Origin of the sequence: Agarivorans sp. B2Z047 (assembly GCF_023373605.1) — a bacterium.
Lineage (GTDB): Bacteria > Pseudomonadota > Gammaproteobacteria > Enterobacterales > Celerinatantimonadaceae > Agarivorans > Agarivorans albus.
Genome location: NZ_CP088080.1, coordinates 309,334 through 336,084 on the forward strand (window position 1 = coordinate 309,334; position 26,751 = coordinate 336,084).

A 26,751-nucleotide genomic window follows, 5' to 3' on the forward strand; every position below is an offset into this window, starting at 1 on the left:
CGCCTAGTATGAAAGGTGATGAACTTCACTTTTTTGTTGTTAAGGCTATTACGTTTTTTGCGTCTTATGTTGAACTGTGGACTGCATCAAAAATCTTCCGTTAAGCTAGGCTAGTATCGCCTTATTTAGCGGGTTGCAGAGGTTTTCCACCTTTTTGTTACTCTCATTGTATTGAATTAGTTTTAGGAGTTTTTCATGCCTTTCGCACAGCAAGATAAAAAAGTGCAAACGTTTACCCTTAGGAATGCTAAGGGGAGTGAGGCCACCGTACTAGCATGGGGAGCCACTCTAGCCAGTTTAAAAATAAAACTTAGTAGCGGTGAGTTACGTGAAGTGGTTCTGGGTTGTGACAGCTTTGAGGATTACCTAAAACAAGACGCTTACTTAGGTGCTACGGTGGGGCGCTATGCTAATCGCATCAAGCAAGCGCGCATTGAGTACCAAGGGCAGGTTTATGCCTTAAGTGCCAATCAAGACGAGCATCAGTTACATGGCGCCAACGATTTTAGCCACCGCGATTGGCAAGGTGAGCAGCTGGCAGACAACAAAGTTCGTTTTACTATTAGCTCAGCCGATGGAGAGTGTGGATTTCCTGGTAACATGCAAGCGCAGCTTGATTACACCTTAGATGAAGATAATCAGTTAGTACTGGATTACTCAGCTACTGTAGATAAAGCCTGTCCGGTAAATCTTACCGACCATAGTTATTTTAATTTGAATGCCGCTAGCTCAACAGTATTACAGCACCACTTATACATTGCAGCAGATCATTACCTGCCAGTAGCGGCAGATGGTATTCCGGTTGATGGCTTAAAATCTGTAGAAGGAACTGGTTTTGATTTTAGGCAAGCCAAGCTGATTGCTAAAGATCTTAAGAAAGATCCCGATCAGCAGCTAGTGGGCGGATACGATCATAGTTACTTGCTGCAAGAAAAGGTGGTGAGTGAAGGCAAGCCAGTCGCTCGTATTATTGCCGATGACGCGTCGTTAGCAATGGAAGTGTATACCAATAAACCTGCGATCCAGCTTTATACTGGTAACTTCTTAACTGGTAATCCGGGGCACAATGGCGAAGTGTATCAAGCGCATAGTGGCGTTGCTTTAGAAACCCAATTCCTGCCAGACTCTCCCAACCGCCCAGATTGGCCACACCAAAGCTGTTGGTTAAAGCCAGGCGAACGTTATCAATATCAAACCTGTTATCGCCTGTATCAACCCACGGCATAAACTTTCCTAAATATTGAAGTTTTTCTAGGCAGCGTACCGATTTTCACATACATCGTGTATGCTGCTTGCACCATACTCCAAATCTAGGGATGTTTATTTATGAAGAAATGGTTGGCACTGTGCGTTGGTGTGCTTGTATTAAGCTTTCAAGCCGTCGCAGACGATTATCAAGCTACGATTCAGCAGTTTAAAAAATCTGATCGAACTACCCCATTTTTTAACAATGCTTATGGCTATGCGGTGTTTCCTACCATTGGTAAGGGTGGCATTGGCATTGGTGGCGCTTACGGCGAAGGTAAAGTTTACCGAGGCGGAGCATCTACAGGCAGCGTGAATATGGGCCAAGTTACACTTGGTTTCCAGCTGGGTGGGCAAGCGTTTAGCCAAATCATTTTCCTTCAAGATAAACGCGCTTACGACGAGTTTACTAGCGGTAGCTTCGAGTTTGGTGCTCAAGCTAGCGCAGTGGCTCTAACCGTTGGCGCTTCCGCTCAAGCGGGTACTTCTGGTACTGGAGCAGCCGCGGGCGAAACTCAATCTAAAGCGCATTATGTAAGTGGTTATGCAGTATTTACCTTAGCTAAAGGTGGTTTAATGTATGAAGCCAGTATTGGCGGACAGAAGTTTAACTTTACTGCCGAATAAACATATAGCTATAGTTATCCAAAAACGGACCTACTAGGTCCGTTTTTTGTAAGCTGTTAAGCACCTTCTAGCCGATTACTTGTTGTTTAGTCAGCCTAAAAGGAACAGCGTTTAATTAGCTTAGCTGGTTGACGCTGAATCAGTATTTCGCCATTTCGTACCGATAACAATACTTCGCCTTGGCGTTGAATCACCGATAAATCGTCTTCTCCTTCCAGCAAAATAAAGTTTGCAGGTTTGCCTACCTCAATACCGTATTCAGCTTCTACCTGTAGGGTTTTGGCGCCATTGTTGGTAATAAGATCTAAGGCTTTAGATAGCTCTTTATAGCCCATCATGTGGCAGATGTGTAAACCCGCGTCTAATACTCGTAGCAGTTTACCGTTGCCTAAGGTATACCAAGGGTCTTGAATAGAATCTTGGGCGAAGCAGACATTCATGCCGGCTTCGCATAGCTCTTTCACTCGAGTTACGCCGCGTCGTTTAGGGTAGGTATCAAAGCGGCCTTGCAAGTGAATGCTCTCGGTAGGGCAAGAGACAAAGTTTATTTTAGATTTTTTGAGTAGCCTAAATAATTTAGAACAATAGGCGTTGTTGTAAGAATGCATCGCGGTAGTGTGGCTGGCGGTAACGCGCTCACCCATATCAAGCTCTAAGGCTGCGGTGGCTAGCACCTCCAAAAAGCGCGATGCTTCGTCGTCTATTTCGTCGCAGTGTACATCTACCAATAGATCATGTTGTTTGGCGAGTTCCACCACCCAGCGCATCGACTCTACCCCATATTCGCGGGTAAATTCAAAATGAGGAATTCCGCCTATTACGTCTGCTCCCTCTTCAATGGCTTGCTCCATTAAGGTTTTGCCATTGGGAAAAGACCAGATCCCTTCTTGGGGAAAGGCAACAATTTGTAAATTGATTGCAGACGACAGCTTAGATTTTAGTTTGGCAATGGTTTTAAGCGCGGTGAGTTGTGGATCGGTCACATCCACATGGGTGCGAATGTACTGCACCCCATTTTCAGCTAACAGTTGCACGGTTTTTAACACGCGTTGCTCGATGTCTTCGGGGGTGAGCAGCGGTTTACGTTCGCTCCAGCGCTCAATTCCTTCAAACAAGGTTCCGCTCATGTTCCAAGAGGGCTGCCCGGCAGTGAGCACTGCGTCTAAGTGAATATGCGGCTCAACAAAAGGAGCAGACAATAAATTACCTGCCGCATCTATCGCTTCTTCATATTCTGATAAGTTAGCTGATAAAGCCGCGGCTTGCGGAGTGATGTGAGTAATTAGCCCTTGGGCAACAGATAGACTAAACAGCTCTGTTTGCCCTCTTAAACGTGCGTTAATAATTTTCATGATAATCCTTGAACAGAATGTTGTTGCCGCTGGATTGTTATTGGTTCCATCAGCAGGGCATTTTGTAATTCTAGTCGTTGCTGAGCTTGTTCTAGGTCACAACCAGTGAGCGTTTGTACCTTGGCGAGACGATTGCTGAGCGTATTTCGGTGAATATTTAGCTCTTTGGCGGTTTGTCTTAAGCTGGCTAAATTGTCAAAGTAGCAGCGCAGCGTATGCTTAAGGGTGATTAAGCTAGGTTCTTGGCAATGGAATAAGGGCCCGAGTTTGTCGCAGCAAAAATTCAGTAAAATTTGCGGATCCTCAATGGCTGCAAATACTCGGCTCACCCCTAAATCTAAGTAGTGCACAATGGCGGAATGATGGCTTTGTAATTGGCTAAACTCTGCTGCTTGTCTAGCCTGCAAAGCAGCATTGGCCAACTGGTTTAACCCTTGTGGGCTAACACTCACACCCAAATTGTATTTAAGCTTTTGTTGCATTAAATACTGATTAAGTTGCTGCCAAAGGCTACGTTGTTGCTCTAAAGAGTCTTGAACTTGAATGGGCAATAATAAATACCAGCCGTGATGATCTTCAATTAGCGGGTAGGGGCTTCGCATGTGATTTAGCCACTGGCGAAGTTGAAATACCCAAACATTTAAGTCACTCGCATCGCTAACTTGTGGTTGTAGTTGGGCAATACTAATGGCCGCATCAAAGTTTAAGCCTAATTCTTTGGCGCGGTGTCGAGACAACATCGACAGTTGGTTGGGGCTATTTATCACATGACTAATAAAATGCTGTAGCGAGTGGCTAGATAGGTTGTCTTGAATTAAGGCCTTACAAATTAGCTCGGTAACTTTAACCATAGGCAAGCTGTAAGGCTGCTCTAGTACTGCAAATTGATGTTGGTTGGCGTAGCTAATCACGCTCTCGGGAATGGTGTCGATAAATTCTGAGTGGGTCAGAATAACCATGCCTGCCGCCGACTTTTCTAAAGCTTCATCTATAAGTTGATAATATTCTTGTTCACTTCGTTGCAAATTTATGCCGGTAACAAAGACGAGTTCACCACCGGTTAACCAAGGTGCCAGCTCTTTGTTCTCGGCTAAGTATGGCCAGCGAATAGCTTGTTGAGAAGCTTCCCCGGTAAGCAAGTTAATGCTCTCTAAACCGGGGATTAGGGGAATATCTTTAGCGCGAATAGCCAAGCACTACCTCCTTAACTGGCTGTTTGTTTGGCTAAGGGCTGAGCCGAGCTAATGTGCAGTAATACACCATAGAAACTGGCCGACACAACAATTCCAACTAACGGCGCTATCCAAGGGGAATAGTAAGCTGCAGCCGAACCAACCACGTATGCGGCTAAACCACATTTATCGAAACTAGGTAGCTTAATTTGCTCTAATGCTGGTGGGTTTCCACGATGTTTGAACCAAAAATCAGCCATGATGATGGCGCCAATAGGTGGAATAAAAGTGCCCAAAAGGATTAAAAATGGGATAAGCAGGTTATACATGCCAAATACTGCTAGCAGGGTGCCGATGGCCGCACCTACGAGAGTAATTAAGCGGCGCTTGTCGGTTCTCATCAAGTTACAGCCGGCGGCGGCAAAGTTATAAATAGTGTTGTCTTGGGTTGTCCAGATGTTGGCAAATAACATCAAAATGGCAACCAGAATAAAGCCTTGGCTTACTAGTACGTCTACGATGTCGGCTTGCTGGTAAACCATCGCGCCGAATGCGCCGACAAATACCATTAAGCCATTGCCAATAAAGAAAGCTAACAAAGTAGTGATAACCGCTATGCGGCCAGACTTAGCAAAACGACTCCAATTGGTTGCTTGGGTACCGCCGCTCACAAAGGTACCAAATACCAAAGTAATTGCCGCAGAGAATGCCATGGTATCGCTTGGCGCAATGCTGCTAAGTTGAGAGAAACCACCTATATCAATACTGCCTTGGTAAATCGACAGGCCGATAAATGCCAACATGGCGGGAACAGATATTTTGGAAAGAATTTCTAAGGCTTTGTAGCCAATAAACGCGGTAATACAAAAGCCAAAACCAAACAGTACCATTAAAGGTGTTGCGTAGCTTTCGGGTAAGTTGAGCAGCTTAAGCAAAATAATCGCTATGGTGGCGGTACCCCAGGCGTACCAACCTATCTGGGTAAAACCTAAGATAATGTCAGACAGCTTGCTACCATGCTCTCCAAAACAGTATCGCCCTAGCAGCACCGAGTTTAAGCCGGTTTTATACGCCATATAAGCCAGCCCAGCGGCATAGCTACCTAATAGCAAATTACCTATTAGTATGATCCACAGCAGCTCGGTGAAACTAAATGAGGTACCGAGTGTGCCACCTGCCCACATGGTGGAAGTGAAGAAAGTAAACCCTAAAAGTACAAAAGCGGTAGACCAAAAACCTTTACGGGCGTCTTGTGGAACCGCCGAGAGTGGAAAATCGTTAGTTTGGCTCATTGTGTTAACTCCATCTATTGGTGACAACAATCGCTATATTGGTGGTCACGCTAGTTACTCCATCGTGTTAAGCGTTCCAAAAGCTGTGCCAAATATGCTCTTCTTTTGGCTTGAGTTTTGTTGTGCAAATGGGTGATTTTTGTTCTGCACGAAATGTACCGTTTGCACATAAAATTGCTGCGAGTAGGGCTGGAGAAATTTGTTTCGAAAAAGGCTGCAATTAAACGCACTACTATGGCGCGTATCTGATGGTTTTTGGGGCGTAACTATGTCTAGGGTCTGTTGATCTTTGCTGATGGATTTTGCAGCAATTTATTAGCCATTTAGGCAAGGCAGTGAGTATGCAGTTAAGTGAGCTTAATAATCACTCGCTAACGCTGAATAAATGGCTAAGAAATGCTGCCCGAAGGGTTCGGATAAGCGAACTTTACTCTTTGTTAAGCACTTCTTGCTTAGCCCGCTAGGCTTCTAAGTGCTCGCCGCGATTAAAGCCCGCTTATCTCGAACAAAATTTCAACACCAAAGATCAACAGACCCTAGTTTAGCGCTGTTTCTGCTAGCACTTACTCAATGGAAAGTTAGCCCCTTTTTAAGCACTAATTTTGATTACTGGTGCTTTTCTTTTTTAAGTCAGTGCTTGCAAACTACCTCTCAAGATTCTTAAAGGTCTGAAATTACACTTATTTATGGTTTTATTATCTAAGTTATTTTTAATTTTTAGAATAATATAGTGACAAAGGCTGGCAAATTAGAAACTGCTTGGTTGATATTTGAGCGCTTAAACCTGAGCTAGGCATATCTCACAGTTTTGGTTGATTTAGGTGTATAGGCTAAAAAATGAAAGTTTCAAAGCATTAAACACTATAAAAATAAAACTAATGAGGTTATCTCGGAATGGAATTATCCAAAGTTGCAAAGTTAACTTTGCCAGTGCTGGCGGCGGTTTCGTTGGCTGCCTGTAATAGCAGCAGTAACAATGACAATGGTGATCAAAACGGTCTTGTAGACCTAAAAGACGGTCAAATTGCCGTTTATTACCGTTTAGACGATGCTAAAACAAGCAATCAGTCTTTAGAGGAGTACTACCAAGGTTGGACTATTCACGGCTGGAACGATGCCAGTTGTAATGGTTGGGGTGATGGCAGTGACGGTGACGCTACAGGTGGTTGGGATGCTGGCATGGCATACACCGGCATTAACGAGACTTACGGCGCTTACTGGGTGATTGACGCTTATCATGCCGGTGAGTGTATTAATATGATTCCGCGTAATTTAGAGCAGGGTGGCCAAACGGGTGACCTACGCTTCTACTACACTGACTACAAACATGGCTTGATAAAGGCGGGCGATGACAACGTGTATGTAGATACCGATTACACCGAGGTAAACCAACCTCCAGTTGGCATTGTTGGCGCAAGTGCACACTGGGTGCGTGATAACCTCATTCTATGGGATGCAAATGGTAGTCAGTTTAAACTGTACCATTCTGCTAATGCCGGCATTTCGGTAAATGTCGAAGATAAAACAATAGAGGGTGGCGAAGCCCTAGAATTAAACATTACCGAGATGCCAGCAGAGGTTAAAGCTCAATTCCCTCATCTGGCGCATTTACAAGCTTACGAATTAAATGCAGAACAAGCTGCCGAGGTGATAAAAGGTCAGCTAGTGGCTGCGGCGTATAATCAAGATGAAGAAGTGGTCGCTGCTACCTTGTTGCAAATTCCTGGGGCGCTAGATGACCTGTATTGGGAAAATGCTAAAGATGAGCCGCTGGGTGCAGTGATTCAAGACGGCTTAACAACTTTCCGTCTTTGGGCGCCAACGGCTAAAGATGTAAATCTGGCCTTGTACGATGAAGACTTAAGCGCACACGCCGATCAAGGCTTTGTGGCTATGGAGTTTGATCCTGCAACAGGTATTTGGTCTAGCGAAGCGATGCCTAATATGGTGGATGTTTTTTACCGTTACCAAGTTGAGGTATACCACCCAAATAGCCAGCGTATTGAAACGCTAATGGTGACCGACCCTTACTCGCTAAGTTTATCGGCTAATAGCACCCATTCGCAGGTTGTCGATTTACAAAATGACAGTGAATTGTTCCCAAGTGGTTGGGACAGCATTGTTCCACCAACCATTGACTCACCGACCGATTACGTATTGTACGAAACACAGGTACGAGATTTTAGTTTTGCCGATGAAGATGGTAACCCAGAATATACCGGTAAGTACTTAGCCTTTACCGATGAAGAACGCGCCAGCTATAAGCATTTAATGCAGTTACGCGATCGCGGCTTAAACAATGTACACCTGTTACCAGTGTTTGATATTGCTACGGTTGATGAGGTAAATCGCGTAGACATTGATGGCACCATTGGTGAGCTGTGTGAGCTAAATGCCAATGCTGGCGTGTGTGAAGACGGTACCGATAAGTCGGCGGTGATTGAAGATGTGCTGCAAGCTTATGTTGATGAAAATCCTGCCACTGAAAAAGTGCAGGCTTTAGTGAACGATTTACGCCAGTACGATAGCTTTAACTGGGGTTACGACCCGTTCCACTTTAATGTGCCAGAAGGCAGCTATGCTACTGATGCACATGGCAAACAGCGTATTCTAGAATTCCGCCAAATGGTGAAGCATTTACATCAGCAAGATATGCGAGTGATTATGGACGTGGTGTATAACCATACCCATGGTTCTGGCCCTAGCAACGATAAGTCGGTATTGGATAAAATTGTACCGGGATACTACCAACGCTTAACTATTGATACCGGTGTAGTGGAAAACTCAACCTGTTGTGACAACACCGCTACCGAACACAAAATGGTGGGTAAACTGATGGTTGACTCGTTAATTGTGTGGGCGCGTGATTACCAAATTGATGGTTTCCGTTTTGACTTAATGGGTCACCAACCAAAAGACTTAATGATCGAAGCGCTAGAAGAAGTGCAAAAAGTATCGCCAGATAATTACTTTTACGGCGAAGGCTGGACCTTTGGTGAAGTGCAAGATGACGCTCGTTTTGTTCAAGCAAACCAGCTAAACATGGCGGGCACTGGGATAGGTACCTTCTCTGACCGTTTACGTGATGGTATTCGTGGCGGTAGCCCATTTGATGATGGTGATCAGCTACGTAAGCAGCAAGGTTTTGCCAATGCGGTTTTAGCCAATGAACTCAATGCCGATATGCCTGACAGCACTTACAACGAAACTTGGATGTACAACGCCGACCTTATCCGTGTAGGTATGGCGGGTAACTTGGCCGATTTCCAATTTGTTGACCGTAATGGCGATCGCATCAAGGGCAGTGAATTGCTTTATGGTGGTGATGAGCAACCAGCAGGCTACACCGAAAGTGCCCAAGAGAATATTTCTTACGTATCTAAGCACGATAACCAAACTCTGTGGGACATTAATCAGTACAAATTGGCTGAAGAGTTAACCCCAGAGCAACGTGCGCGTATGCAAACCGTTGCCTTGTCTACTGTGATGACAGGCCAAGGTATTCCATTCATTCACATGGGCTCAGAGTTGCTGCGTTCTAAGTCAATGGAGCGTGATAGCTACGACTCGGGTGATTGGTACAACCGTGTTGATTTCACCGCCCAAGATAACAACTGGAACAAGGGCTTGCCGATGAAACACATCGATGGTGCAAACTATGATGTGATTAAGAAAATCATTGCTAACCCTGAAACTCAAGCCGAGCCGCAACATATTGAAGATGCCAAACTACGCTTCTTTGATTTGATGGAAATGCGCACCAGCTCAACGCTATTCCGCATGAATGCTAAGCAAGACATTATGGCGCGTATCGACTTCCACAATACCGGGGTAGACCAAATACCGGGTGTGATTGTGCAATCAATCGACAATGGTATTCATTCAGGCGCTGACCTAGACAGTAACTATGATGCGATTGTGGTGATGGTAAACGCAACAGCAGAAACCCAGCAAGTTAGCATTAACAATGCACAGGGTTTTGAGTTACACCCTGTACAGCAACGTTCAACTGACTTAGTGGTTAAAGACGCTGAGTTTGCTGACGGCACTTTTGAAGTACCTGCTATGACCACTGCAGTATTCGTTCAGCCTCGTTTGGCTGCACGTGGTGATGGCTTACCAGTGAAGGGATAAATCTGGTTAACACTGCAGCCGATACTGCAGCAACAACAACGGCTATCTTCGGGTAGCCGTTTTTCTTTGCTAGTCTTTGTTATAGGGGAAAGGCACAAGCAGAAATGGAGGCCTTGCACTTAGCTGTCTAGCCAATCAATGTTTGGTGTATGCTTTGGCAAAACTAGCCACCCGTTCAGCTCGAACAGGTGCAAGTTAACAGCTCTTATCTAGACAGTAATTCGATTAATTCGTTTTCGGTGGTGGGAATGCTTTGCAATTCTATGCCTGAAGACGCTCCACCTTTAAGCATGTAAGCAGAAGTGCCGCAATGGTCGTAGTGGTACCATTGGCCGTCTATACAAACGTCGGTATAACAACGCGGATCTTGTATTAATTCCATTTTTATTACCTCTATTTATTGTTGTTACACTTTCAACATAACCAGCGAGTAGCCTACAAAAAATGATCTACATCAATTGAGGTTTAGAGCTACCTCCATAGTATTAGAGAATTTTGCTTATTTAGTGAGCTGGATCTAGCTATGCACTATAAGCTTGCATAGCTAAATAAGGGTGAATGGCGTCTCTACATTGACTCAATTGTTAGTAATGGTGCTGAAAATAAGTAAGATAACGTAGAGTGAGTGAATGGTAAGTCATCGATAGGGAGTATTATGTTTAGGTTAGTGTTGTTGCTCGTAGGCGCGGTTTCATTACCGGTGCTTGGCAGCACTTTATCACAACAGTTGGTTGATGCTGCCTTGGCACGAACAGAGCACACGGTGATTTACAATGGTGCCTACTTTGCACTGGATTATCCTAATGGTGATGTGCCCGAACACTTTGGGGTGTGCACCGATGTGCTTATTCGTTCCTACCGCGCACTTGGCATTGATCTACAAGTTCAAGTACATGAAGACATGAAGCAGCATTTTGCGCAGTATCCGTCTAAACGTATCTGGGGATTAAGCCGCACCGACCGCAATATTGACCATCGCAGAGTGCCTAATCTACAGGTGTTTTTTACACGCCATGGCGAATCGTTAGCTGTAAGTGATAGCGCTAGCAGCTATTTGCCGGGTGATATTGTGACTTGGATGCTCCCCGGTAATCTGCCTCATATTGGCATTGTGAGTGACCAATACACTGCAGCTGGCGTTCCCAAAATTGTTCATAACATTGGCCTAGGGCCGCAACTAAACGACATGCTGTTTAGTTATCAAATAACCGGCCATTACCGTTATTTACCTGAGGTAGACTAAGCACTTCAATTAGTTGGCTAGAGCATTAAAGCGTTGCTTCAAAAACTGGGTGAAGGCTTGTACTTTACTGGTGCGGTGCATATCTACATGTGTGGTAAGCCATTGTGGAATGGCCCAATGTTCTGGCGGTGCCATAAGTGGCAGCAGGTCTGGGTAGGCCTTGGCGGTTTCACAATTGAGTGGTGCTGCGCCAAACCCCGCTTTTATGGCCGGAATAAAGGCATTAAAGTCGTTTACCCGCAAAGCAATTTGTTGCGGATCTAACTCGCTATTCATCCAATTAATAAAGCTAATTTGCGAGTAGGGCTCAATGGTTGAAATAAACTTATGCCCTGCCACCTCATTTAAGCTTTTAATCTTTCCGTATTTTTTAAGATAAGCACTTGAGCCATAGAGAGTTACTGGGGTATCGGCTAAGTGTTGCACAACGTAGTCAAGATCTTTAGGTTTTTTACCTGGGCGAATGCTTACGTGAGCTTCGCCGTGTTCTAGTTTCAAAATTCTACTATCGGCGGCATATTCCAATTTGATATTGGGATAAAGCGCTTGGAACTCGGCCAGCATTGGCAATAGTAGCTCGGCCATATTATTCACCGTGGTTAATACCAAGGTCCCGGAAAGCTGATTGTCGGTGCCGGCCAGTTTGCCCAATAAACGGTTAAAGTCGTTTTGGGTGCTTTCGGCGGTTTGGGTAAGTAACAAACCTGCTTCGGTGACTTGGTAGCCGCGGGCATGGCGATGAAACAAGCGGGTGCCTAGGCGTTCTTCCAAGGCATTTATTCGCCGTAATACCGTGCTGTGGTGTACATCCAGTGCTTCTGCGGCAGCGGTAAGCGTGCCTAAAGTCGCAACCTTATAAGCTATATGGATATCGTTCCAATCATTCTTATGTGCATTCATGCACAGAAGTGTTGCACAGGTGTTGTTTTTCTTCAAATTTGCTTATGTAAGAATGCTCTCAAATCGAAAACAAATACCATTTTCAGGCTAGGCCTAGGAGCACAACATGACTAAATTAATTGCTATTGCAGGCAGCTTACGCGCTCAATCGTTCAATAAAAACTTGGTAAAAATTGCGGCCAAAGGTGCCGAGGAAGCGGGCGCTGAAGTTCGCTATGTAGACTTAGCTGATTTTGCCATCCCACTTTACTCAGAAGATTTAGAAGCCGAGGGCACACCTGCTTCTGTTAACGATTTAAAACACCTTTTTGCGCAGGCCGACGGCATGTTGATAGCCAGCCCTGAGTATAATGGCTCTATTTCTGGCGTACTAAAAAATGCTTTAGATTGGTTATCTCGCCCTTCCAAAGATGCCGATATTGGCTCAGCCTTCCAAGGAAAAGTGGCAGGTATAATGGCGACTTCCCCGGGCGGTTTAGGGGGGATTCGTGGCTTGGCACATACCCGTGATATTTTGTTCAACTTAGGGGTAATGGTTAGCCCAAACCAAGTGGCTGTTGGTTCTTCTTATCAAGCATTTAATAGTGACGGGCAATTAATCGATGCAGATATGGAGCAGCGCGTAAAAGCCTTAGGTGCTGGGGTTGCCGAAACCGCAAAACGTTTGGCTAAATAGAAGGTCTAAAAGCTCCGGCAGTGGTTGGAGCTGTTAATTCCAAGCTTTAAAACAGCGTTGCAAAAGATTGGCTTTGCTTAATGCTGGCCAGCTGACTTTCTAGATGTTGCTGCATGTTGTTAAATACAAAGTTACCCATACTGATGCGTTTAACCCCAGCAGCCTGCAGTTGAGCAAAGTTAGCTAAATGCGGCATGCACATTACATTTAGCGGTACGCTGCAGTGTTTACTTAGTTCTTTAATATGCTCCAGCTGCTCTATGCCGGGTAAAAAAATCCCATCCGCGCCGGCGTCGATGTAAAGTTGCATACGTTGCTTGGCTAGACTTACGGCATCTTTGCAGCCAACAAGGAAAACATCACTTCTGGCATTGATGAAGATCTCTATCTCTCTCTGCGTTACCTGGTTTTTTATAAAGGAAAGCGTGGCGGCAAAGTCGTTCGCAGGTCGTAATTCTCGCTGCTGTTTTACCACGCTGTCTTCAATGTTTATTCCAACTACACCGAGTTTATTGAGCGACAGTATGTGGTCGACAATAGTTTGAGGGTTTTGGCTGTAACCTGCTTCTATATCGACACTTAAGGGCAAGCTGCAGTGTTGCTTTATTTGCGCAACAACTTGGATTAGATCGTCAAACGAAAGCTGTTCGCCGTCATCTAAACCTCGGGCAGCAGCAATTGCCGCGCTTGATGTTCCTATTGCAGTAAAACCAAGCTTTTGGGCTATATTCGCACTCGCAACATCCCAAACATTGCAGAGTAATAGTGGTGACTGTTGATGGTGTAAGTCATTGAATGTCATAGCTGTTGTCTCTGAATCTAAAGCTAAAAGGTACATTGAGTAGAAATACTCAACAACCGAAAACTGAACAAGTATTTTTGTTTTTTAGTCCGTTTGAGTAGACCGTGATAAGCAGTTTTAAAAACTAATTTTTAGTGATTCTAACCAGCCCGGTTGGGCTAATGGCGACTCGAATGCTAATACTAAGCGTGGTCGAAATTGAGACACTTAGCATGACAAAAATCGCAATCAGAATCACCAGTTGATACTTCACCGCTACCATTGGGTCACTGCCCGCGAGTATTTGACCGGTCATCATGCCGGGGAGTGTGACTAAACCCACGGTGCTCATAGACGCTAAAACAGGTGCAAAAGCTTGCTGCATAGCACTTTGCACAAAGCCTTGAGTTGCTTGTAGTCGATTTGCGCCAAGTGCTAAATAAGCGTGGTATTCGGTGGTTTTTTCATCCAGTGCGTTAAATAGGCGCTGTAAAGCCACAATGTTTCCACTAAGGCTGTTGCCTAAAAGCATGCCTGCCAACGGGATGAGGTACTGAGCGCTATAGCTAGGGCTCGGCTTTAGTAAGGCGAATAGCAGCAGTATCAGTAAAGGACTTAAACCCAGCACCAGCCCCAACAAGACTGGTATAAACAAGTTTCTTTTAGGTAATTTGGCTTTGCCAAGAATGGCGCTAGCGCCCACCACAAGCATAACGACCAACCAAAGCAGGTTGACCCACAAGCTGTTTAAATCAAACAAAAACTGCAGATACAAGCCGAGCAATACAAGCTGCAGCACCATTCGCACTAAACTGCTGGTTATGTCTTTACCTAGGCTAAGTTTAAAGCGCCAATTAAGCCCAATCGGAATCAACAGTATTAGCGAAAAGGCGGCAAGTGCTGGCCAGCTAATATCTATGGTCATGGGCAGATTTCCTATAACAAGCGCTAATCCAAGGGGCTTAGAATAATGAGTGTAACCTGAGTGGATTTTTCTGTCTTGTTAGAAAAGGTTAGGGGCTATGTATCCTTCGAGCTGATTTCTATGCGAACAACATTTAACCGCGAAAGTTAAACAGCCCTCAGTGCTTAGCAGGCTTGTTGCTTGGATACATCTTCATAGCTGCGTACGCAGTTTTTACCCTCAGCCTTGGCTTTATAAACCGCTTTATCGGCTGCTTTCATAATCGCTTCGTGGTGCTGCATGTCTTTGCTACGACTTGCAATACCTACACTTACCGTAACGCTATAGCGCTGGTGGTTGAGTTGCATATTAGCAATACGTTCACGAATGCTATGCCCAAGGTTTAATGCACCTTCTGAACTAGTATTGGGGCAAATTAATAAAAACTCATCGCCGCCTAAACGGGCTACTACATCGTCGTTACGCACCGATTCGCGTAATGCGCGTGCCAGTAGCATTAACACCGCATCGCCAGCATCATGACCATTTCGGTCATTAATTTGTTTAAAGTGATCGGCATCTATCATCATGCAAGCTAAAGGACTGTTGCTTTGAAGCGATTGCTTCCAAAGCTCCATAAGTTGAATCATTGCATGGCGGCGGTTAGGTAAGCCGGTGAGCACATCGGTATGTGCTAAAGATTGTAAATGCTGATTGGTTTTTTGCAGCGCTAGAGTGCGTTCTTGTACTTTTTGCTCAAGATTTTGATTGAGTTCGAGCAGCTCGTTGTTACGCACGCTAACTTGGTGAAATAAACCACGCAAGGCGGTTATTAGAGGCTCGGTGGCAAGATCGTTGGGTTGCTCAATTTTGCTATAGGCAGAAGCAGGGCTGTCACCCGCTTCTATGAAATGCAGCTGTTTGGTGAGCACTTGGTCGATGCCCAGAATATGATAAGCCAACCATTGAATGAGATAATCGAGCAGATGCTTAATTTTGCTTTGTTTATTGTCGTTGTTGAATTGGCTTAGCTTCGCCACTTCGCCTACAAATTCTTTGTGAGCCTTTACGTGAGCTTGGCAATGGCGCGGATCTACTTTGTGTTTGGCCATAAGCAATTCTTCTTCACGAAAGTGTTCTTTAACGTAATTATTTAGCTCTTGGCTAAGCGACTCGATCGCGGCGTGTTGCAGGGGATGGCTGTCGGTGAGCTGTTCACCAATTTGATTAATGAGATCAATTAAGTGGCGATGCTGCTCGTCAACAACAGAGATCCCTGTTTCAAAATCTGATGTCCAACGAAATGATTCCATACTATGTTGCGTCCAGCTATGCCTAGTTAATTGCTACTCATGGGTATTGCGCTGTTATGACCCGTTTGAGTGGACGCCCACCTTAACGAGTTATCAGACCAGTAGAACTAATCTACATCAAAAAAAGATCAAATAAGAGTGTTTATTGCATAAGATTTAGTCGACAAAGTGAGGGCTCAGAATATTGAATTGCGGAGCTTTCAGAAACGTGTGACAAGCAGCTGCTTCTGTTGTGAGATTAACGTATTCTTAAACGATAAATGAGAAAACTTACGTTTCGTTGTTGTTTTAAAGAGGTGAAGAGTGGAACAGAATTTAAGCTTAGAGCAAACCCGTGTTATTGGCGCGCTGCTAGAAAAAGAAACAACTACCCCAGATCAATACCCTCTATCACTTAACGCTCTCACTTTAGCGTGTAATCAAAAGAGTAATCGTGAACCGGTTATGGCATTGAGTGAAGCAGAAGTTCAAGATGTATTGGTGCAACTGCAAGATTTACGCATTGTTACCGAGGCACCAATGGCAGGCCGAGTGGTACGTTACCAACACCGTTTCTGTAATAGCCAATTTGGTGGTTTGCAGTTAACTGAGGGACAACGAGCCATTATCTGTTTGCTGTTTTTGCGTGGGCCGCAAACTCCTGGTGAGCTGCGTACTCGTAGCCAGCGTCTAGCCAACTTTGCCAGTGTGCAAGAAGTAGAGCAAAGCTTGCTTGAGTTAGCCGAGCATGATGCTGGTAAGCTGGTGCTTAAGCTTGAACGAGAACCGGGTAAGCGAGAGTCTCGTTATGCTCATTTATTTTCAGGTGAGCCGGCTTTGCCAGCAGCAAGTCATGTAGAGGCTAGCGCTCCTGTGGCCACTCAGCAAAATGCTGAATTACAGCAACAAATTGATGCATTGCGTCAAGAACTGGCCGATTTAAAACAGCGGGTTAAGCAGTTAGAGCTATAATAAAAAAGGCCAGCAACTTGCTGGCCTTTTTAGTGGTAAAGATTATCGATGTTAGTGGAAGGGGAAGATGTAGTTCACCCAACCTTGCATGCGTAACAATACTTTTCTAATCATCGATACATGATGGAAGTGCTCGGTGTAAATGGCGACTTGACCACTGATGCCCATAGGGAAATCAAACTCATCAAAGCGCGGTTCTGGGTCAATAATCACCAAACTGCGGCTATGTACAAAGAAAGCTTCTGCACCACGTAGGTTGCCGTTCGCTTGGAATTCACCTTCGGCAATGGTTGGCATTACCTGAACGACCGTGCCTTTAAATACAATGCCTGGTTGGGCCGTTACAATAAACTCCGCTTCGTCGCCTTCTTTTAAACGCTTGATGGAATTTTCCCAAAAGGCACCAACAAAAATGCTTTCTTCTTTAGGTATGAAGGTCATTACTGGTCGCAAAGGCATAGGCACCGCCACCATTCCTTTACGTAGGCCTAACTGAGTGACATAGCCATCGGTAGGTGCGTGCACCACGGTTTGCTCAAGGTCGAATAAGGCTTTATCTAACTGGCTTTGTAAACGAGCAACGTTGGTATTTACTCCGTTTATTTGAGAGTCGTAAGCCAGTTGAGCATTGGTTTGGTTAGCCTGAGCAACTTGCAGCTGGGCTTCTGCTGCTAAATAAGCTTGTTGGCGGTTTTCTACTTCTAGCTCAGTAAAGGGGCTATTTTTCCCGCCTTTTTCCCGCCCTTCGGCATAACGTTGATAAGCTTTTTGAGTGCGGTCTCGCTCAGCTTTCGCTGCATTGGTGGTGGCCTGGGCGCTGGCCAATTGGGCTAGCAACTGTGGTACTTGTTGCTGAGCTGCCGCTACTTCTGCTTCGCGCTGCTCTACCACCGCTTCAAACGGCTCGGGATCGAGTTTAAATAATACATCACCAGCTTTTATCAACTGATTGGGTCTAACTGGAACCTCTATGACTTTTCCGCGCACCAAGGGCATGATGGGCACAGAGGTATACACCTGCCGAGCATTAGCAGTAAAGGGGTGGTTGTAGTTCATGAGGATCATTAATACCCCAATGATTACTATGCCACCTAGCACTGCCGTGGGTACGGTCCATTTAGTTAGTGGAATATTAAAAATTTTGAATACCGCGATGCAGATCCCGGCGTAAGTGAGAATAAGCAATAAATCCATTATTGATTCCCCTGTTGTTGCTCGAGCTGCTGCACATGTTTGCTAATGATCGCTACTTGGCGTTTCAGCTTAGTAATTTCTGCACTTAACTCTTCGTTCTGATCTTCCAGTTGTTGCTCTTTTTGTTCGAGCTCTTGTTCTTGCTGTTGCAACTGCTTAAAACCCCAACCTCGATCTTCCCGATACAAGGTGGCCCATATCCATAAAAAGGGCCAAATAGCATGGAGGGTGAATAAACTTATCCATCCGGCCACATGGATGGCATCTTGGTGAGGGTGATTGCGATGTTTTGATATTTCGTAAGGAATATCGTGAATGGCAATGATGCCGTAGAACAAGGTTAAGCCTACAAAGAACAGTAGTCCTAAAGCGAAAAAATCCAAAAACATGGTCCCTCCTTGGGATATTTTTGCGATTAAGAGAATCTCTTATTCAGCTTAATTGATAATAGTCGATAAGGGTACTAAGTTGCTAAGCTTTTACTCAGTGGGCTGTGTAGGCTAGTTTGCTAGCTAAATCATTTGTTTATGCTGGCGCCGAAGGTTGTAAAGGAGAAAGGGTTTATGAAGTTATGCTCAGTTGAGCGGGTATGGGATGACGGAGAGCATAACGCGTTCACAGACTTGTGCGAGTATAAAAGTGCACTGTGGTTGTGTTTTCGCGAAGCTGAGGGCCATGTTAGTGATGAGGGCGATATTCGTATTTTACGTCGCGCTGTAGATGAAATTCGCTTTGAGTCGGCAGCGTTAATTCACCTACCAGGTATTGATTTACGTGACCCCAAGTTAGTTGAAAGCCCGGACGGGCGGCTGCTACTAACCTGCGCAGGGGTAAATCGCAGCAGCGAGAAGTTTGATTTACAAAGCTATATAGCATGGTTGGACGATGGTGAAAACTGGAGCGATTTAAGTGCTCAAGGTGATGCTGGCATGTGGTTATGGCGCAGCCGTTATTTAGCCGATAGCGCTTACGCTGTGGCTTACAACTACAGCTTAGATAAAGTAAATCTTTATCGAATGGACCCGCAGGGTAACTATCAGCTGCACTTGGATCCTTTATTTAGCTTGCAACAAAATGGTTTGGCTTACCCCAATGAGCATGATTTGTGTTTAATGGATGATGGCTCTGCATTGTGTTTATTACGTCGTGATAAAGATACCGGTACTGGGCAGCTGGGTTATGCCAAGCCACCTTATCTAGATTGGCAATGGCAAGATTTACAACAGCAAATTGGTGGCCCAGCAATGATCAAACTTGATGATGGCCGTTTGCTTTGTGCTGTGCGTTTATATCAACCGGTGCGCACCAGCTTGTGTTGGTTAGATGCAGATAAGGCTCAGCTAAAAGAGTTTCAAGTTCTGCCATCAGACGGTGATACCAGTTACCCAGGTTTGGTGCAGCGAGGCAATAAAGTGTATTGCAGTTACTACTCTAGCCACGAAGAGAAAACTGCTATTTACTTTGCAGAGCTAGACTTGAGCCAAGATTGACCGAGTGTCCATGAGTTGATTGAAAAAATTAAGGCAGCCAAGGCTGCCTTTTTGTGCATTACATATCCCGAGCTCAGGTTATTTAAATGTGTAACCAAAGCCAAGGGCTGCAATGCCACCCTTACTGTCGTAAAAGGTAATGTTGGAATCAGTATTGTTGTAGCCACCCAAAACGTTAAACATGGTATTTTTCCAGCCAAAGGGCTCGTTAAATACATAAATGCCAAATAGCGATATCTTGTCGTCTTTTTGAGTTTGCATATCAAACACGGGGTTGCTACCTGAGTATTTGGTTTGACCATATTCCGTATTCAGTGTGAACACGTGCGGACCCGAGCGGTAAATGCTGGTTAAACGTAAAGTATATTGGTCGAAGTCGTTGGCACTGCCGTCGGCTTTAGCGGTGGTATAAGCTACGGCAGGCGCTAAGAACCATTTACGGGATAAAGGCACAAAGGTTTCGGCAATTAATCGATGCAAGTTGGCATTTCTGTCTAATGCCTTGGCCTCGCTAGAGTTTGCGCCAAACAGCGCCACACCGCTTTGCTCATTGTCTACGGTACGATTGGCGTAAACATATTCCAGAGTTAGCGGGCTGTCGGCAATGGATTCAAACCGTAAGCGGGCACCTTGATAATTCTCATCGGTCTTTTGCCGGGCACTGCCAACAAAGTATGGATCTGCCCATGTGTCGTTAAGTAAAGGGAGCTCAGGGAAGTATGCCGCGGTTATTTTGCTGCGGTCACTAATTGCGCGGGTATAACCCAGTTCGTATTGAAACTGTGCTCGACCTAAGTTTTCGCGGCTGTTACCTAAGAAGAACTGATTCTTTAAGTCTCGAGTTGTGTAGTCTACCCGCAAGAGTGGGTAAACAATCGCAGAACTAGAGCTTTTGCCATTGTTATTTAGATCGTCGGTAATTTGGTTATCGTCATCAGTAGAAAACTGATTCTGGCCGCTTACATAACCCACGTTCAAGTTAATAGTGGCAGACCAGCCCGGCGCTTCTGCTAAAGGGCGGGCGTCGGCAGTGAAACTAAATAGCATACCGCAACAGAGTAGCGAACTTACTCGTTTAAACATTAGTCACATCCTTGTATCAGGTAATCTGAGTTAAATCATTGGCTTGAATTACACTGTTTACGTTAAGAAAACTTAAATAGATCAATACATTTATAGCTTTACCTTAACTTAAGCTAGCCATTTTGTAAGCACAATTTTGTTGAACTTATTACTTCGCCTAATGCTTTCTGCTCAGCAAGTTTGCGTACTTAGCTAGCAACCAAGCTCGGTATCACTTGGAAGTGATTGCTTGGTTTTATCAGCTGTAAATGACTGGATTGTTATTAAAAAGTTTAGCTGCTTTAACTATAGAATAATCCTGCTTAGCTGGAAGTTTTTATAGTCGATTTAAAAGCGGAGAAAAAAACAGAGCGGCTAGCGCTCTGTTTTTGTTGAATAGCAGGGTTTAGTCAAGTTCTGAGAATAAACCGCGATCAAAGGTTTTTTCGCAGTAGTGGCACTTTAGCTTGATGTCTTGCTGCTGGTGGCGCACATAAAAGTTGCTGTCGATAGGTTCGTTATGGCTAATGCAGTTACTATTTGGACAGGCAAACACCGCTTTTACTTGTTCTGGGGTAGACACATGAAACTTACGTACTACCTCAAAATCTTCAATCACATTAATGGTGGCATTGGGCGCAAATAAAGCTAATTGGTTAGCTTGGTTCTCGTCAAACACCGTGTTCTCAACTTTAATCAAGTCTTTTTGCTGTTGCTCGCCACTGGGTAAGTTAAGGCCTACTGTGATTCGCTCTTGCGCAGCCGAGAGTTGAAAGAACTTAAGAATTTTAATGCCTTGCCCAGCAGGAACGTGGTCAATTACGGTGCCATGCGCAATGGCTTCTACTTGCAGCTTCTTCTTCATTATTGCGCTCCAAATTCATTGGTCATAATTAATGCGAGTAAGGCTTGGCGAGCGTAGACACCGTTTTCTGCTTGTTCGAAGTAATAGGCATAAGGTGTGGTATCTACATCGGTAGTAATTTCGTCTACCCGTGGTAATGGGTGCAAAATTTTCAGATTGTCTTTTACTTGCTCAAGCATGTTAGCGCGTAAAATGAAGCTCGATTTCATGTGCTGGTATTCGGTTTCGTCGAAGCGCTCTTTTTGCACCCGTGTCATGTAAAGAATATCCAGCTCGTTGACTACTTCTTCAATACTGTCGTGCAGGCTGTAGGTGATTTCACGTTCATTCAGCTCTTCGATAATGTAATCAGGCATTGCCAGTGCTTTAGGCGCAATAAAGTAGAACTCGCAACCAAATAGTGACAGGGCTTGAGTGAGAGAGTGCACCGTGCGCCCATATTTTAAGTCACCAACAAATGCGACTTTTAAGCCCTCAAGTGAGCCTTGGGTTTCGTAAATGGTAAATAAGTCGAGCAAGGTTTGAGTAGGATGCTGGTTTGAGCCGTCTCCGCCATTCACAACCGGTACGCTAGAGAATTCGCTAGCTAAACGCGCTGCGCCTTCTTGTGGATGGCGCATAAAAAACGCGTCACTGTACGAAGAAATCACTTTTACCGAATCCACTAAGGTTTCGCCTTTTTTACCCAGTGAGGTATTTCCGCCATCGGCAAAACCAATCACACTGCCACCTAAGCGCTGAACGGCGGTCTCAAATGACAAGCGAGTACGGGTTGAGGCTTCAAAAAAACAGCTAGCAACAACTTTGTTTTTTAGTAATTCGGGACGGGGTTGTTGCTTAATACTTTGGGCGGTGTCGACGATTAATTCGAGTTCCTGACGGGATAAATCAGGGATGGAGATAATATGCTTCTGATAAAGCGGGTTGTTCATGCTCGCAGATCCTAATCCGATGTGAAATCGGAACAGAATTATAACAGCGAGCAGAGTCAGTGAATATGATCTTAATGAGGAATACTAAGATTATTTAGCTAAATGGCTCAATTAAGCGTATTGGCTGTTCTTTCGTTCGCGATAATCTTGGCAATCGATGCAGTAGCGAGACTCTGGACGGGCATTTAAACGGGCAACACTAATGTCTTCGCCGCAGCCTTCACAAAATCCGTAGTCTTGTTCTTCAATCCTACGTAATGCGTCTTTAATGCTTTTAACGTGGGCAAGGTCGTGTTGGCGACGGTTCAACTGAAGTTGTTGAGACTCTTCCTGGTTGGCGCGATCTACGTCATCACCAGAATCTTCTTTGTCTTTAAATAACTGACTGTCTTGCTCAAGACGTTGTTCAGTTTCGTTCAATTGCTCGACGAGTTGCAGACGAATAGTCTCTATTTGTTGGTCGCTAATCATTGTTTTGAAAGTCTTCCTTCCTATATGTGTTAAGCGCGACTTAGTCCTGTATGCACGCAGTTAACTCAAAAATTTAGTTAATCGTTAATTTTAGCGGTGTGTAAAGCCTTTTCAAAGCGCTTTTTTGGATAATTGTTAGCCAGCCAGCACTTGGGTTTAGATAAATTTACCGTTACTATCTCGCGAGATTTCATTGCGGGCTAAATCTAAGTGGTTTTGCCTGAGGTGAAAGCTTTACTACACTAAATTAACTATTGCGTGATTTGCTATCACACCACCACGAGGATTGCATGAGTGAATAAACTAAACATGTTGCTGGTAAGCCTGTTGGCTATTAATGCTGGCGGAGTAATTGCTCAAGAAGAGAAAGTACTAAATGTTTATAATTGGACTGATTATATTGCCGAAGACACCATTGCCGAGTTTGAAAAAGAAACCGGTATTAAAGTTGTGTATGACGTATTTGATTCCAATGAAGTATTAGAAGCTAAGTTACTATCTGGTAGTACTGGCTTTGATATTGTTTCACCGTCGCACGATTTTTATGCTCGTCAAATTACGGCAGGGGTTTATCAAAAGCTAGATCGCAGCCTGCTAAGCAATTGGGACAACCTTGATCCTAAATTGCTCGCTACCTTAGAAGCTTACGATCCGGGTAACCTATATGGTATTCCTTATATGTGGGGTACCACCGGCATTGGTTACAACGTGAATAAGGTGAAAGAAATTTTAGGCGAAGATGCAGAGCTAGATTCTTGGTCTTTAGTGTTTGACCCTGAAATTGCCGCTAAGTTAAGCCAGTGTGGTATTGCTTATTTAGATGCGCCAAGTGAAGTAGTGGCGTCTATGCTCAACTACATGGGCAAAGAGCCAAACAGCAGTAAATCGGCTGATTACAAAGGTGAGATTGAAAGCTTAATGGAGCAACTGCGCCCGAGCATTCGATACTTCCATTCTTCGCAGTACATTAACGATTTAGCCAGTGGCGACATTTGTGTAGCGATTGGTTGGTCTGGCGATGTACTAATGGCTGGTGACCGAGCTGCCGAAGCAAATAATGGTGTAGAGCTTGAATACATCATTCCTAAAGAAGGCGCTGGTGTGTGGTTTGACATGTTTGCCATTCCTAAAGATGCTAAGCACCCAGAAAATGCGCATGCCTTTATTAACTATGTATTACGCCCAGAAGTGATTGCCAAGGTGACCGATTACGTTTGGTATGCCAACCCAAATATTAAAGCGACTGCTTTAATTGACCCAGAAATTGCTGGCCATGAAGGTATTTACCCGACCGAAGAAGCCTCTGAGCACTTGTTTGGTTTTGTGAGTATTCCACCAAAAGTTGAGCGCACTCGTACCCGTTTGTGGACCAAGTTTAAATCGGGTCGTTAAACCAAGATTCGGATATAAAAAAACCAGCCCGCGGGCTGGTTTTTTCGTGCTTAGTGTTTAACTAGTCCAGTTGTGGTCCAGCTGCTACTAGTGCTTGACCTTCGGCATTGTCGGTGTACTTAGCAAAGTTTTTGATAAAGCGCTGGGCTAAATCTTCTGCTTTGCTTTCCCACTGCAATGGATCTTGGTAAGTATCACGAGGATCGAGGATCTCGCTATCTGCACCAGGAAGGGCTGTAGGTACTTCTAAATTAAAGATTGGCAATTGCTTGGTTTCTTGCTTTTCAATCGAGCCATCTAAAATAGCGTCGATAATTGCACGAGTATCTTGAATTGAAATACGCTTGCCTGTGCCATTCCATCCGGTGTTTACTAAGTAAGCTTCTGCACCAGCGGCTTCCATACGTTTAACTAATACTTCGGCGTACTTAGTTGGGTGTAATGTAAGGAAGGCTGCGCCAAAACATGCCGAGAAGGTAGGTGTTGGCTCAGTGATGCCGCGCTCTGTACCCGCTAATTTGGCAGTAAAGCCAGATAAGAAGTGGTACTTAGTTTGCTCTGGAGTAAGTTTCGCTACTGGCGGTAATACACCAAAAGCATCGGCGGTTAAGAAAATAACTTTCTTAGCATGGCCTGCTTTAGACACTGGCTTAACGATATTTTCGATATGATGAATGGGGTAAGAAACCCGCGTATTTTCGGTTTTAGAACCGTCATCGTAGTTTACGCTACCATCGTTACGCACCGTCACGTTCTCTAACAAAGCATCTCGTTTGATGGCGTTGTAGATATCGGGCTCGGCTTCTTTACTTAACTTAATGGTTTTAGCGTAGCAGCCACCCTCAAAGTTAAATACACCTTCATCATCCCAACCGTGTTCGTCATCACCAATCAATTGGCGTTTAGGATCAGTAGATAGGGTGGTTTTGCCGGTACCAGACAAACCGAAGAAAATAGCGGTGTCGCCCTCTTCGCCAACATTGGCAGAACAGTGCATCGACGCCATACCATTAAGTGGTAGGTAGTAGTTCATCATGGCGAACATGCCTTTCTTCATTTCGCCGCCGTACCATGTTCCGCCAATCACCTGCATTTTTTCTGTCATGTTAAATACAGTGAAGTTTTCAGAATTTAGGCCGTGCTCTTTCCACTTTTTGTTGGTGGTTTTAGAACCGTTCATTACTACAAAGTCTGGCTCGTAGTCTTCCAGCTCCGCAGCACTTGGGCGAATGAACATATTGGTCACAAAGTGAGCCTGCCATGCCACTTCAACAATGAAGCGTACTTTTAAACGGGTATCAGGGTTGGCACCACAGTAGGTGTCTACCACAAATAAACGTTTGCCAGATAGTTGGTCGGTCACGGTTTTCTTAAGGTCGGTCCAAACCGCGGGGTCTATTGGCTTGTTATCGTTTTTAGCTTGTTCAGAGGTCCACCACATGCTGTCGCGGGTGGTATCGTCAAGAACGATGTATTTATCTTTTGGCGAACGCCCGGTGAAGATCCCAGTATCTACTGCAACAGCACCGGTTTTGGTAACAATGCCGCGTTCGTAGCCCGTGAGCTCTGGTCGAGTTTCTTCCTTGAATAGTTCTTCGTATGAGGGGTTGTACACCACGTCCGACACATCTTTGATGCCGTATTGAGCCAGGTCGATAACCTGATCTTTTTCTGCAACGTCAAGCATAGCAGTCTCCTGTAGGTAGAGAGGTAAGATTTATATTGTTTTTTTATTTGGTGTTGGCTCTAATTCTATCCCTTTAGTGGTACCAAAAAGAGAGGGGTGTCAAATTACCAGCACTTTTTTTATGGTTATTAGGGGTCTATCTAGGAAATGCGATTCGCACCGCATTTCCTGAGGTCAGTTTAATGAATTTTGGCAGGGTTTGTCGATATATTACGCGTGAAAATGTTTTCAACGTCGGCTTCGTTAAATTTATAGTCGTGTCCACAGTAGTCACAATGCATCGAAATATGACCTCTCTCGTGGCAAATTTCGAGCAATTCTTTGTGGTCAATATTGGCTAAGGCGGTTTCACAACGTTCTTTTGAGCAAGTGCATTTAAAGCAAACTTCTTGCGGCTCGTAAACACGCACTTTATGTTCATGATACAAACGGAATAGCAGTTGTTCTGCGTCTAACTCAAAACTCTCTTGAGCGGTGGTTGTTTCACTTAAGGTGGAGATCAACTCAAAATGTTCCGCGTCCTCATCTTTACTGGCAGGTAATGCTTGTAAGAATAAGCCGCTGGCGTGGGGGCGACCTTCAAACATGCCTGTGAATAACCATAGTTTGGTATTTAGTTGCTCAGATTGCTGGAAGTAGGCTTCGATGCTGGCAGCAACGCCTTGTGGATTGATCTCTACTATGCCTTGGTAGCGCTCGCCTTGAGTAGGTGTAATAGTTATGACTATGTGACCTTGACCCACCAGTTCAGCAAAGTCGATATTTGGATCGATAGCGCCTTCGTAACGCGCAATGCCGCGCATCTGTTGTTGGTCGGTACCACTTACCGCCACCACACTTAGTGGGCCATTACCTTGCAGCTGCACAGTAATGTCGCCTTCAAATTTTAAAGTTGCAGTGAGCAAACAGGTTGCTGCTAGCATTTCGCCCAGTAAGGTTTGTACAGGCGCAGGGTAATTTTGTTGATCGATGATTTCTTGGTAGCTTTGCTGCAATTGCACCAGCTCGCCCCGTAGATTGTAATCTTCGAATAAGTAACGATTTAGAATGTCTTGCTTCATGTTTAGG

24 protein-coding genes are annotated in these 26,751 nt (G+C 44.7%); 8 read left to right on the plus strand and 16 right to left on the minus strand.

What is annotated here, in order from left to right:
* Positions 1–195 precede the first annotated feature (195 nt).
* Both galM and LQZ07_RS01445 read left to right on the plus strand, forming a co-directional pair.
* Positions 196–1,227 (plus strand): galactose-1-epimerase, encoded by a 1,032-nt coding sequence (gene galM / locus LQZ07_RS01440; RefSeq protein ID WP_152783663.1) that lies wholly within the window; start codon positions 196–198, stop codon positions 1,225–1,227.
* Between the two features lie 99 nt (positions 1,228–1,326).
* Positions 1,327–1,872 carry a YSC84-related protein gene (locus LQZ07_RS01445; protein ID WP_016399811.1) on the plus strand — a complete coding sequence of 182 codons (546 nt, stop codon included), beginning with the start codon at positions 1,327–1,329 and terminating at the stop codon, positions 1,870–1,872.
* 95 nt (positions 1,873–1,967) lie between these two features.
* On the opposite strand, the gene codA is transcribed toward LQZ07_RS01445, so the two are convergent.
* The 3 genes from codA to codB are packed head-to-tail and all read right to left on the minus strand — an operon-like array spanning position 1,968 to position 5,688.
* A complete protein-coding gene (codA, locus tag LQZ07_RS01450) occupies positions 1,968–3,224 on the minus strand; it encodes a cytosine deaminase (RefSeq protein ID WP_152783661.1) in 1,257 nt (418 codons plus the stop codon).
* Entirely contained in the window at positions 3,221–4,417 is a 1,197-nt protein-coding gene (locus LQZ07_RS01455) for a PucR family transcriptional regulator ligand-binding domain-containing protein (protein ID WP_152783659.1), read from the minus strand. The genes codA and LQZ07_RS01455 overlap by 4 nt, the downstream gene beginning before the upstream one ends.
* Positions 4,418–4,428: 11 nt before the next feature.
* The gene (gene codB / locus LQZ07_RS01460) at positions 4,429–5,688 is read right to left on the minus strand and encodes a cytosine permease (RefSeq protein ID WP_152783657.1); all 1,260 of its coding nucleotides are present in this window, start codon (positions 5,686–5,688) and stop codon (positions 4,429–4,431) included.
* Between the two features lie 894 nt (positions 5,689–6,582).
* Here codB and pulA point away from each other — a divergent pair.
* Entirely contained in the window at positions 6,583–9,822 is a 3,240-nt protein-coding gene (gene pulA / locus LQZ07_RS01465) for a pullulanase-type alpha-1,6-glucosidase (RefSeq protein WP_152783655.1), read from the plus strand.
* 205 nt (positions 9,823–10,027) lie between these two features.
* Here pulA and LQZ07_RS01470 read toward each other — a convergent pair whose 3' ends face one another.
* Positions 10,028–10,204: a hypothetical protein gene (locus tag LQZ07_RS01470; RefSeq protein WP_016399804.1), complete on the minus strand. Its 177-nt coding sequence runs from the start codon at positions 10,202–10,204 to the stop codon at positions 10,028–10,030.
* Between the two features lie 273 nt (positions 10,205–10,477).
* Here LQZ07_RS01470 and LQZ07_RS01475 point away from each other — a divergent pair, with 273 nt between their 5' ends.
* Positions 10,478–11,065 carry a DUF1287 domain-containing protein gene (locus LQZ07_RS01475; protein ID WP_152783653.1) on the plus strand — a complete coding sequence of 196 codons (588 nt, stop codon included), beginning with the start codon at positions 10,478–10,480 and terminating at the stop codon, positions 11,063–11,065.
* A 9-nt stretch (positions 11,066–11,074) separates the two neighbouring features.
* On the opposite strand, the gene LQZ07_RS01480 is transcribed toward LQZ07_RS01475, so the two are convergent.
* Positions 11,075–11,965: a LysR family transcriptional regulator gene (locus LQZ07_RS01480; protein WP_152783651.1), complete on the minus strand. Its 891-nt coding sequence runs from the start codon at positions 11,963–11,965 to the stop codon at positions 11,075–11,077.
* A gap of 106 nt (positions 11,966–12,071) precedes the next feature.
* Here LQZ07_RS01480 and LQZ07_RS01485 point away from each other — a divergent pair, with 106 nt between their 5' ends.
* Entirely contained in the window at positions 12,072–12,641 is a 570-nt protein-coding gene (locus LQZ07_RS01485) for an NADPH-dependent FMN reductase (RefSeq protein WP_152783649.1), read from the plus strand.
* A 46-nt stretch (positions 12,642–12,687) separates the two neighbouring features.
* Here the strand turns inward: LQZ07_RS01485 and LQZ07_RS01490 are convergent, their stop codons facing one another.
* The 3 genes from LQZ07_RS01490 to LQZ07_RS01500 form a co-directional block, all read right to left on the minus strand.
* Entirely contained in the window at positions 12,688–13,443 is a 756-nt protein-coding gene (locus tag LQZ07_RS01490; protein ID WP_227981471.1) for an isocitrate lyase/phosphoenolpyruvate mutase family protein, read from the minus strand.
* A gap of 124 nt (positions 13,444–13,567) precedes the next feature.
* Positions 13,568–14,347, minus strand: coding sequence for an ABC transporter permease (locus LQZ07_RS01495; RefSeq protein WP_227981470.1), 780 nt, complete (start codon positions 14,345–14,347; stop codon positions 13,568–13,570).
* Between the two features lie 164 nt (positions 14,348–14,511).
* A complete protein-coding gene (locus LQZ07_RS01500; protein ID WP_152783643.1) occupies positions 14,512–15,639 on the minus strand; it encodes a GGDEF domain-containing protein in 1,128 nt (375 codons plus the stop codon).
* 303 nt (positions 15,640–15,942) lie between these two features.
* Here LQZ07_RS01500 and LQZ07_RS01505 point away from each other — a divergent pair, with 303 nt between their 5' ends.
* Positions 15,943–16,590, plus strand: coding sequence for a YceH family protein (locus tag LQZ07_RS01505; RefSeq protein ID WP_249483455.1), 648 nt, complete (start codon positions 15,943–15,945; stop codon positions 16,588–16,590).
* Positions 16,591–16,641: 51 nt separating this feature from the next.
* Here LQZ07_RS01505 and LQZ07_RS01510 read toward each other — a convergent pair whose 3' ends face one another.
* Both LQZ07_RS01510 and LQZ07_RS01515 read right to left on the minus strand, forming a co-directional pair.
* Positions 16,642–17,784, minus strand: coding sequence for an HlyD family secretion protein (locus tag LQZ07_RS01510; protein ID WP_152783641.1), 1,143 nt, complete (start codon positions 17,782–17,784; stop codon positions 16,642–16,644).
* Positions 17,784–18,173 (minus strand): DUF3302 domain-containing protein, encoded by a 390-nt coding sequence (locus LQZ07_RS01515; RefSeq protein WP_152783639.1) that lies wholly within the window; start codon positions 18,171–18,173, stop codon positions 17,784–17,786. Before LQZ07_RS01515 ends, LQZ07_RS01510 begins: the two co-directional genes overlap by 1 nt.
* A gap of 174 nt (positions 18,174–18,347) precedes the next feature.
* Here LQZ07_RS01515 and LQZ07_RS01520 point away from each other — a divergent pair, with 174 nt between their 5' ends.
* Positions 18,348–19,274, plus strand: coding sequence for an exo-alpha-sialidase (locus tag LQZ07_RS01520; RefSeq protein WP_152783637.1), 927 nt, complete (start codon positions 18,348–18,350; stop codon positions 19,272–19,274).
* Positions 19,275–19,352: 78 nt separating this feature from the next.
* Here the strand turns inward: LQZ07_RS01520 and LQZ07_RS01525 are convergent, their stop codons facing one another.
* The 4 genes from LQZ07_RS01525 to LQZ07_RS01540 form a co-directional block, all read right to left on the minus strand.
* Entirely contained in the window at positions 19,353–20,357 is a 1,005-nt protein-coding gene (locus tag LQZ07_RS01525; protein ID WP_152783635.1) for a DUF2860 family protein, read from the minus strand.
* A gap of 385 nt (positions 20,358–20,742) precedes the next feature.
* Complete coding sequence (gene pyrI, locus LQZ07_RS01530) at positions 20,743–21,201, minus strand: aspartate carbamoyltransferase regulatory subunit (RefSeq protein ID WP_152783633.1); 459 nt, start codon at positions 21,199–21,201, stop codon at positions 20,743–20,745.
* On the minus strand, positions 21,201–22,133 hold the full coding sequence (gene pyrB, locus LQZ07_RS01535; protein WP_152783631.1) for an aspartate carbamoyltransferase: 933 nt from the start codon (positions 22,131–22,133) through the stop codon (positions 21,201–21,203). The genes pyrI and pyrB overlap by 1 nt, the downstream gene beginning before the upstream one ends.
* 111 nt (positions 22,134–22,244) lie before the next feature.
* Entirely contained in the window at positions 22,245–22,604 is a 360-nt protein-coding gene (locus LQZ07_RS01540; protein ID WP_016399790.1) for a TraR/DksA family transcriptional regulator, read from the minus strand.
* Between the two features lie 309 nt (positions 22,605–22,913).
* On the opposite strand from LQZ07_RS01540, the gene LQZ07_RS01545 reads away from it, so the two are divergent.
* A complete protein-coding gene (locus LQZ07_RS01545) occupies positions 22,914–23,996 on the plus strand; it encodes an extracellular solute-binding protein (protein WP_152784036.1) in 1,083 nt (360 codons plus the stop codon).
* A 61-nt stretch (positions 23,997–24,057) separates the two neighbouring features.
* On the opposite strand, the gene pckA is transcribed toward LQZ07_RS01545, so the two are convergent.
* Positions 24,058–25,683, minus strand: coding sequence for a phosphoenolpyruvate carboxykinase (ATP) (gene pckA, locus LQZ07_RS01550; RefSeq protein WP_016399787.1), 1,626 nt, complete (start codon positions 25,681–25,683; stop codon positions 24,058–24,060).
* A 179-nt stretch (positions 25,684–25,862) separates the two neighbouring features.
* Complete coding sequence (hslO, locus tag LQZ07_RS01555; RefSeq protein WP_016399786.1) at positions 25,863–26,744, minus strand: Hsp33 family molecular chaperone HslO; 882 nt, start codon at positions 26,742–26,744, stop codon at positions 25,863–25,865.
* Positions 26,745–26,751: the final 7 nt, after the last annotated feature.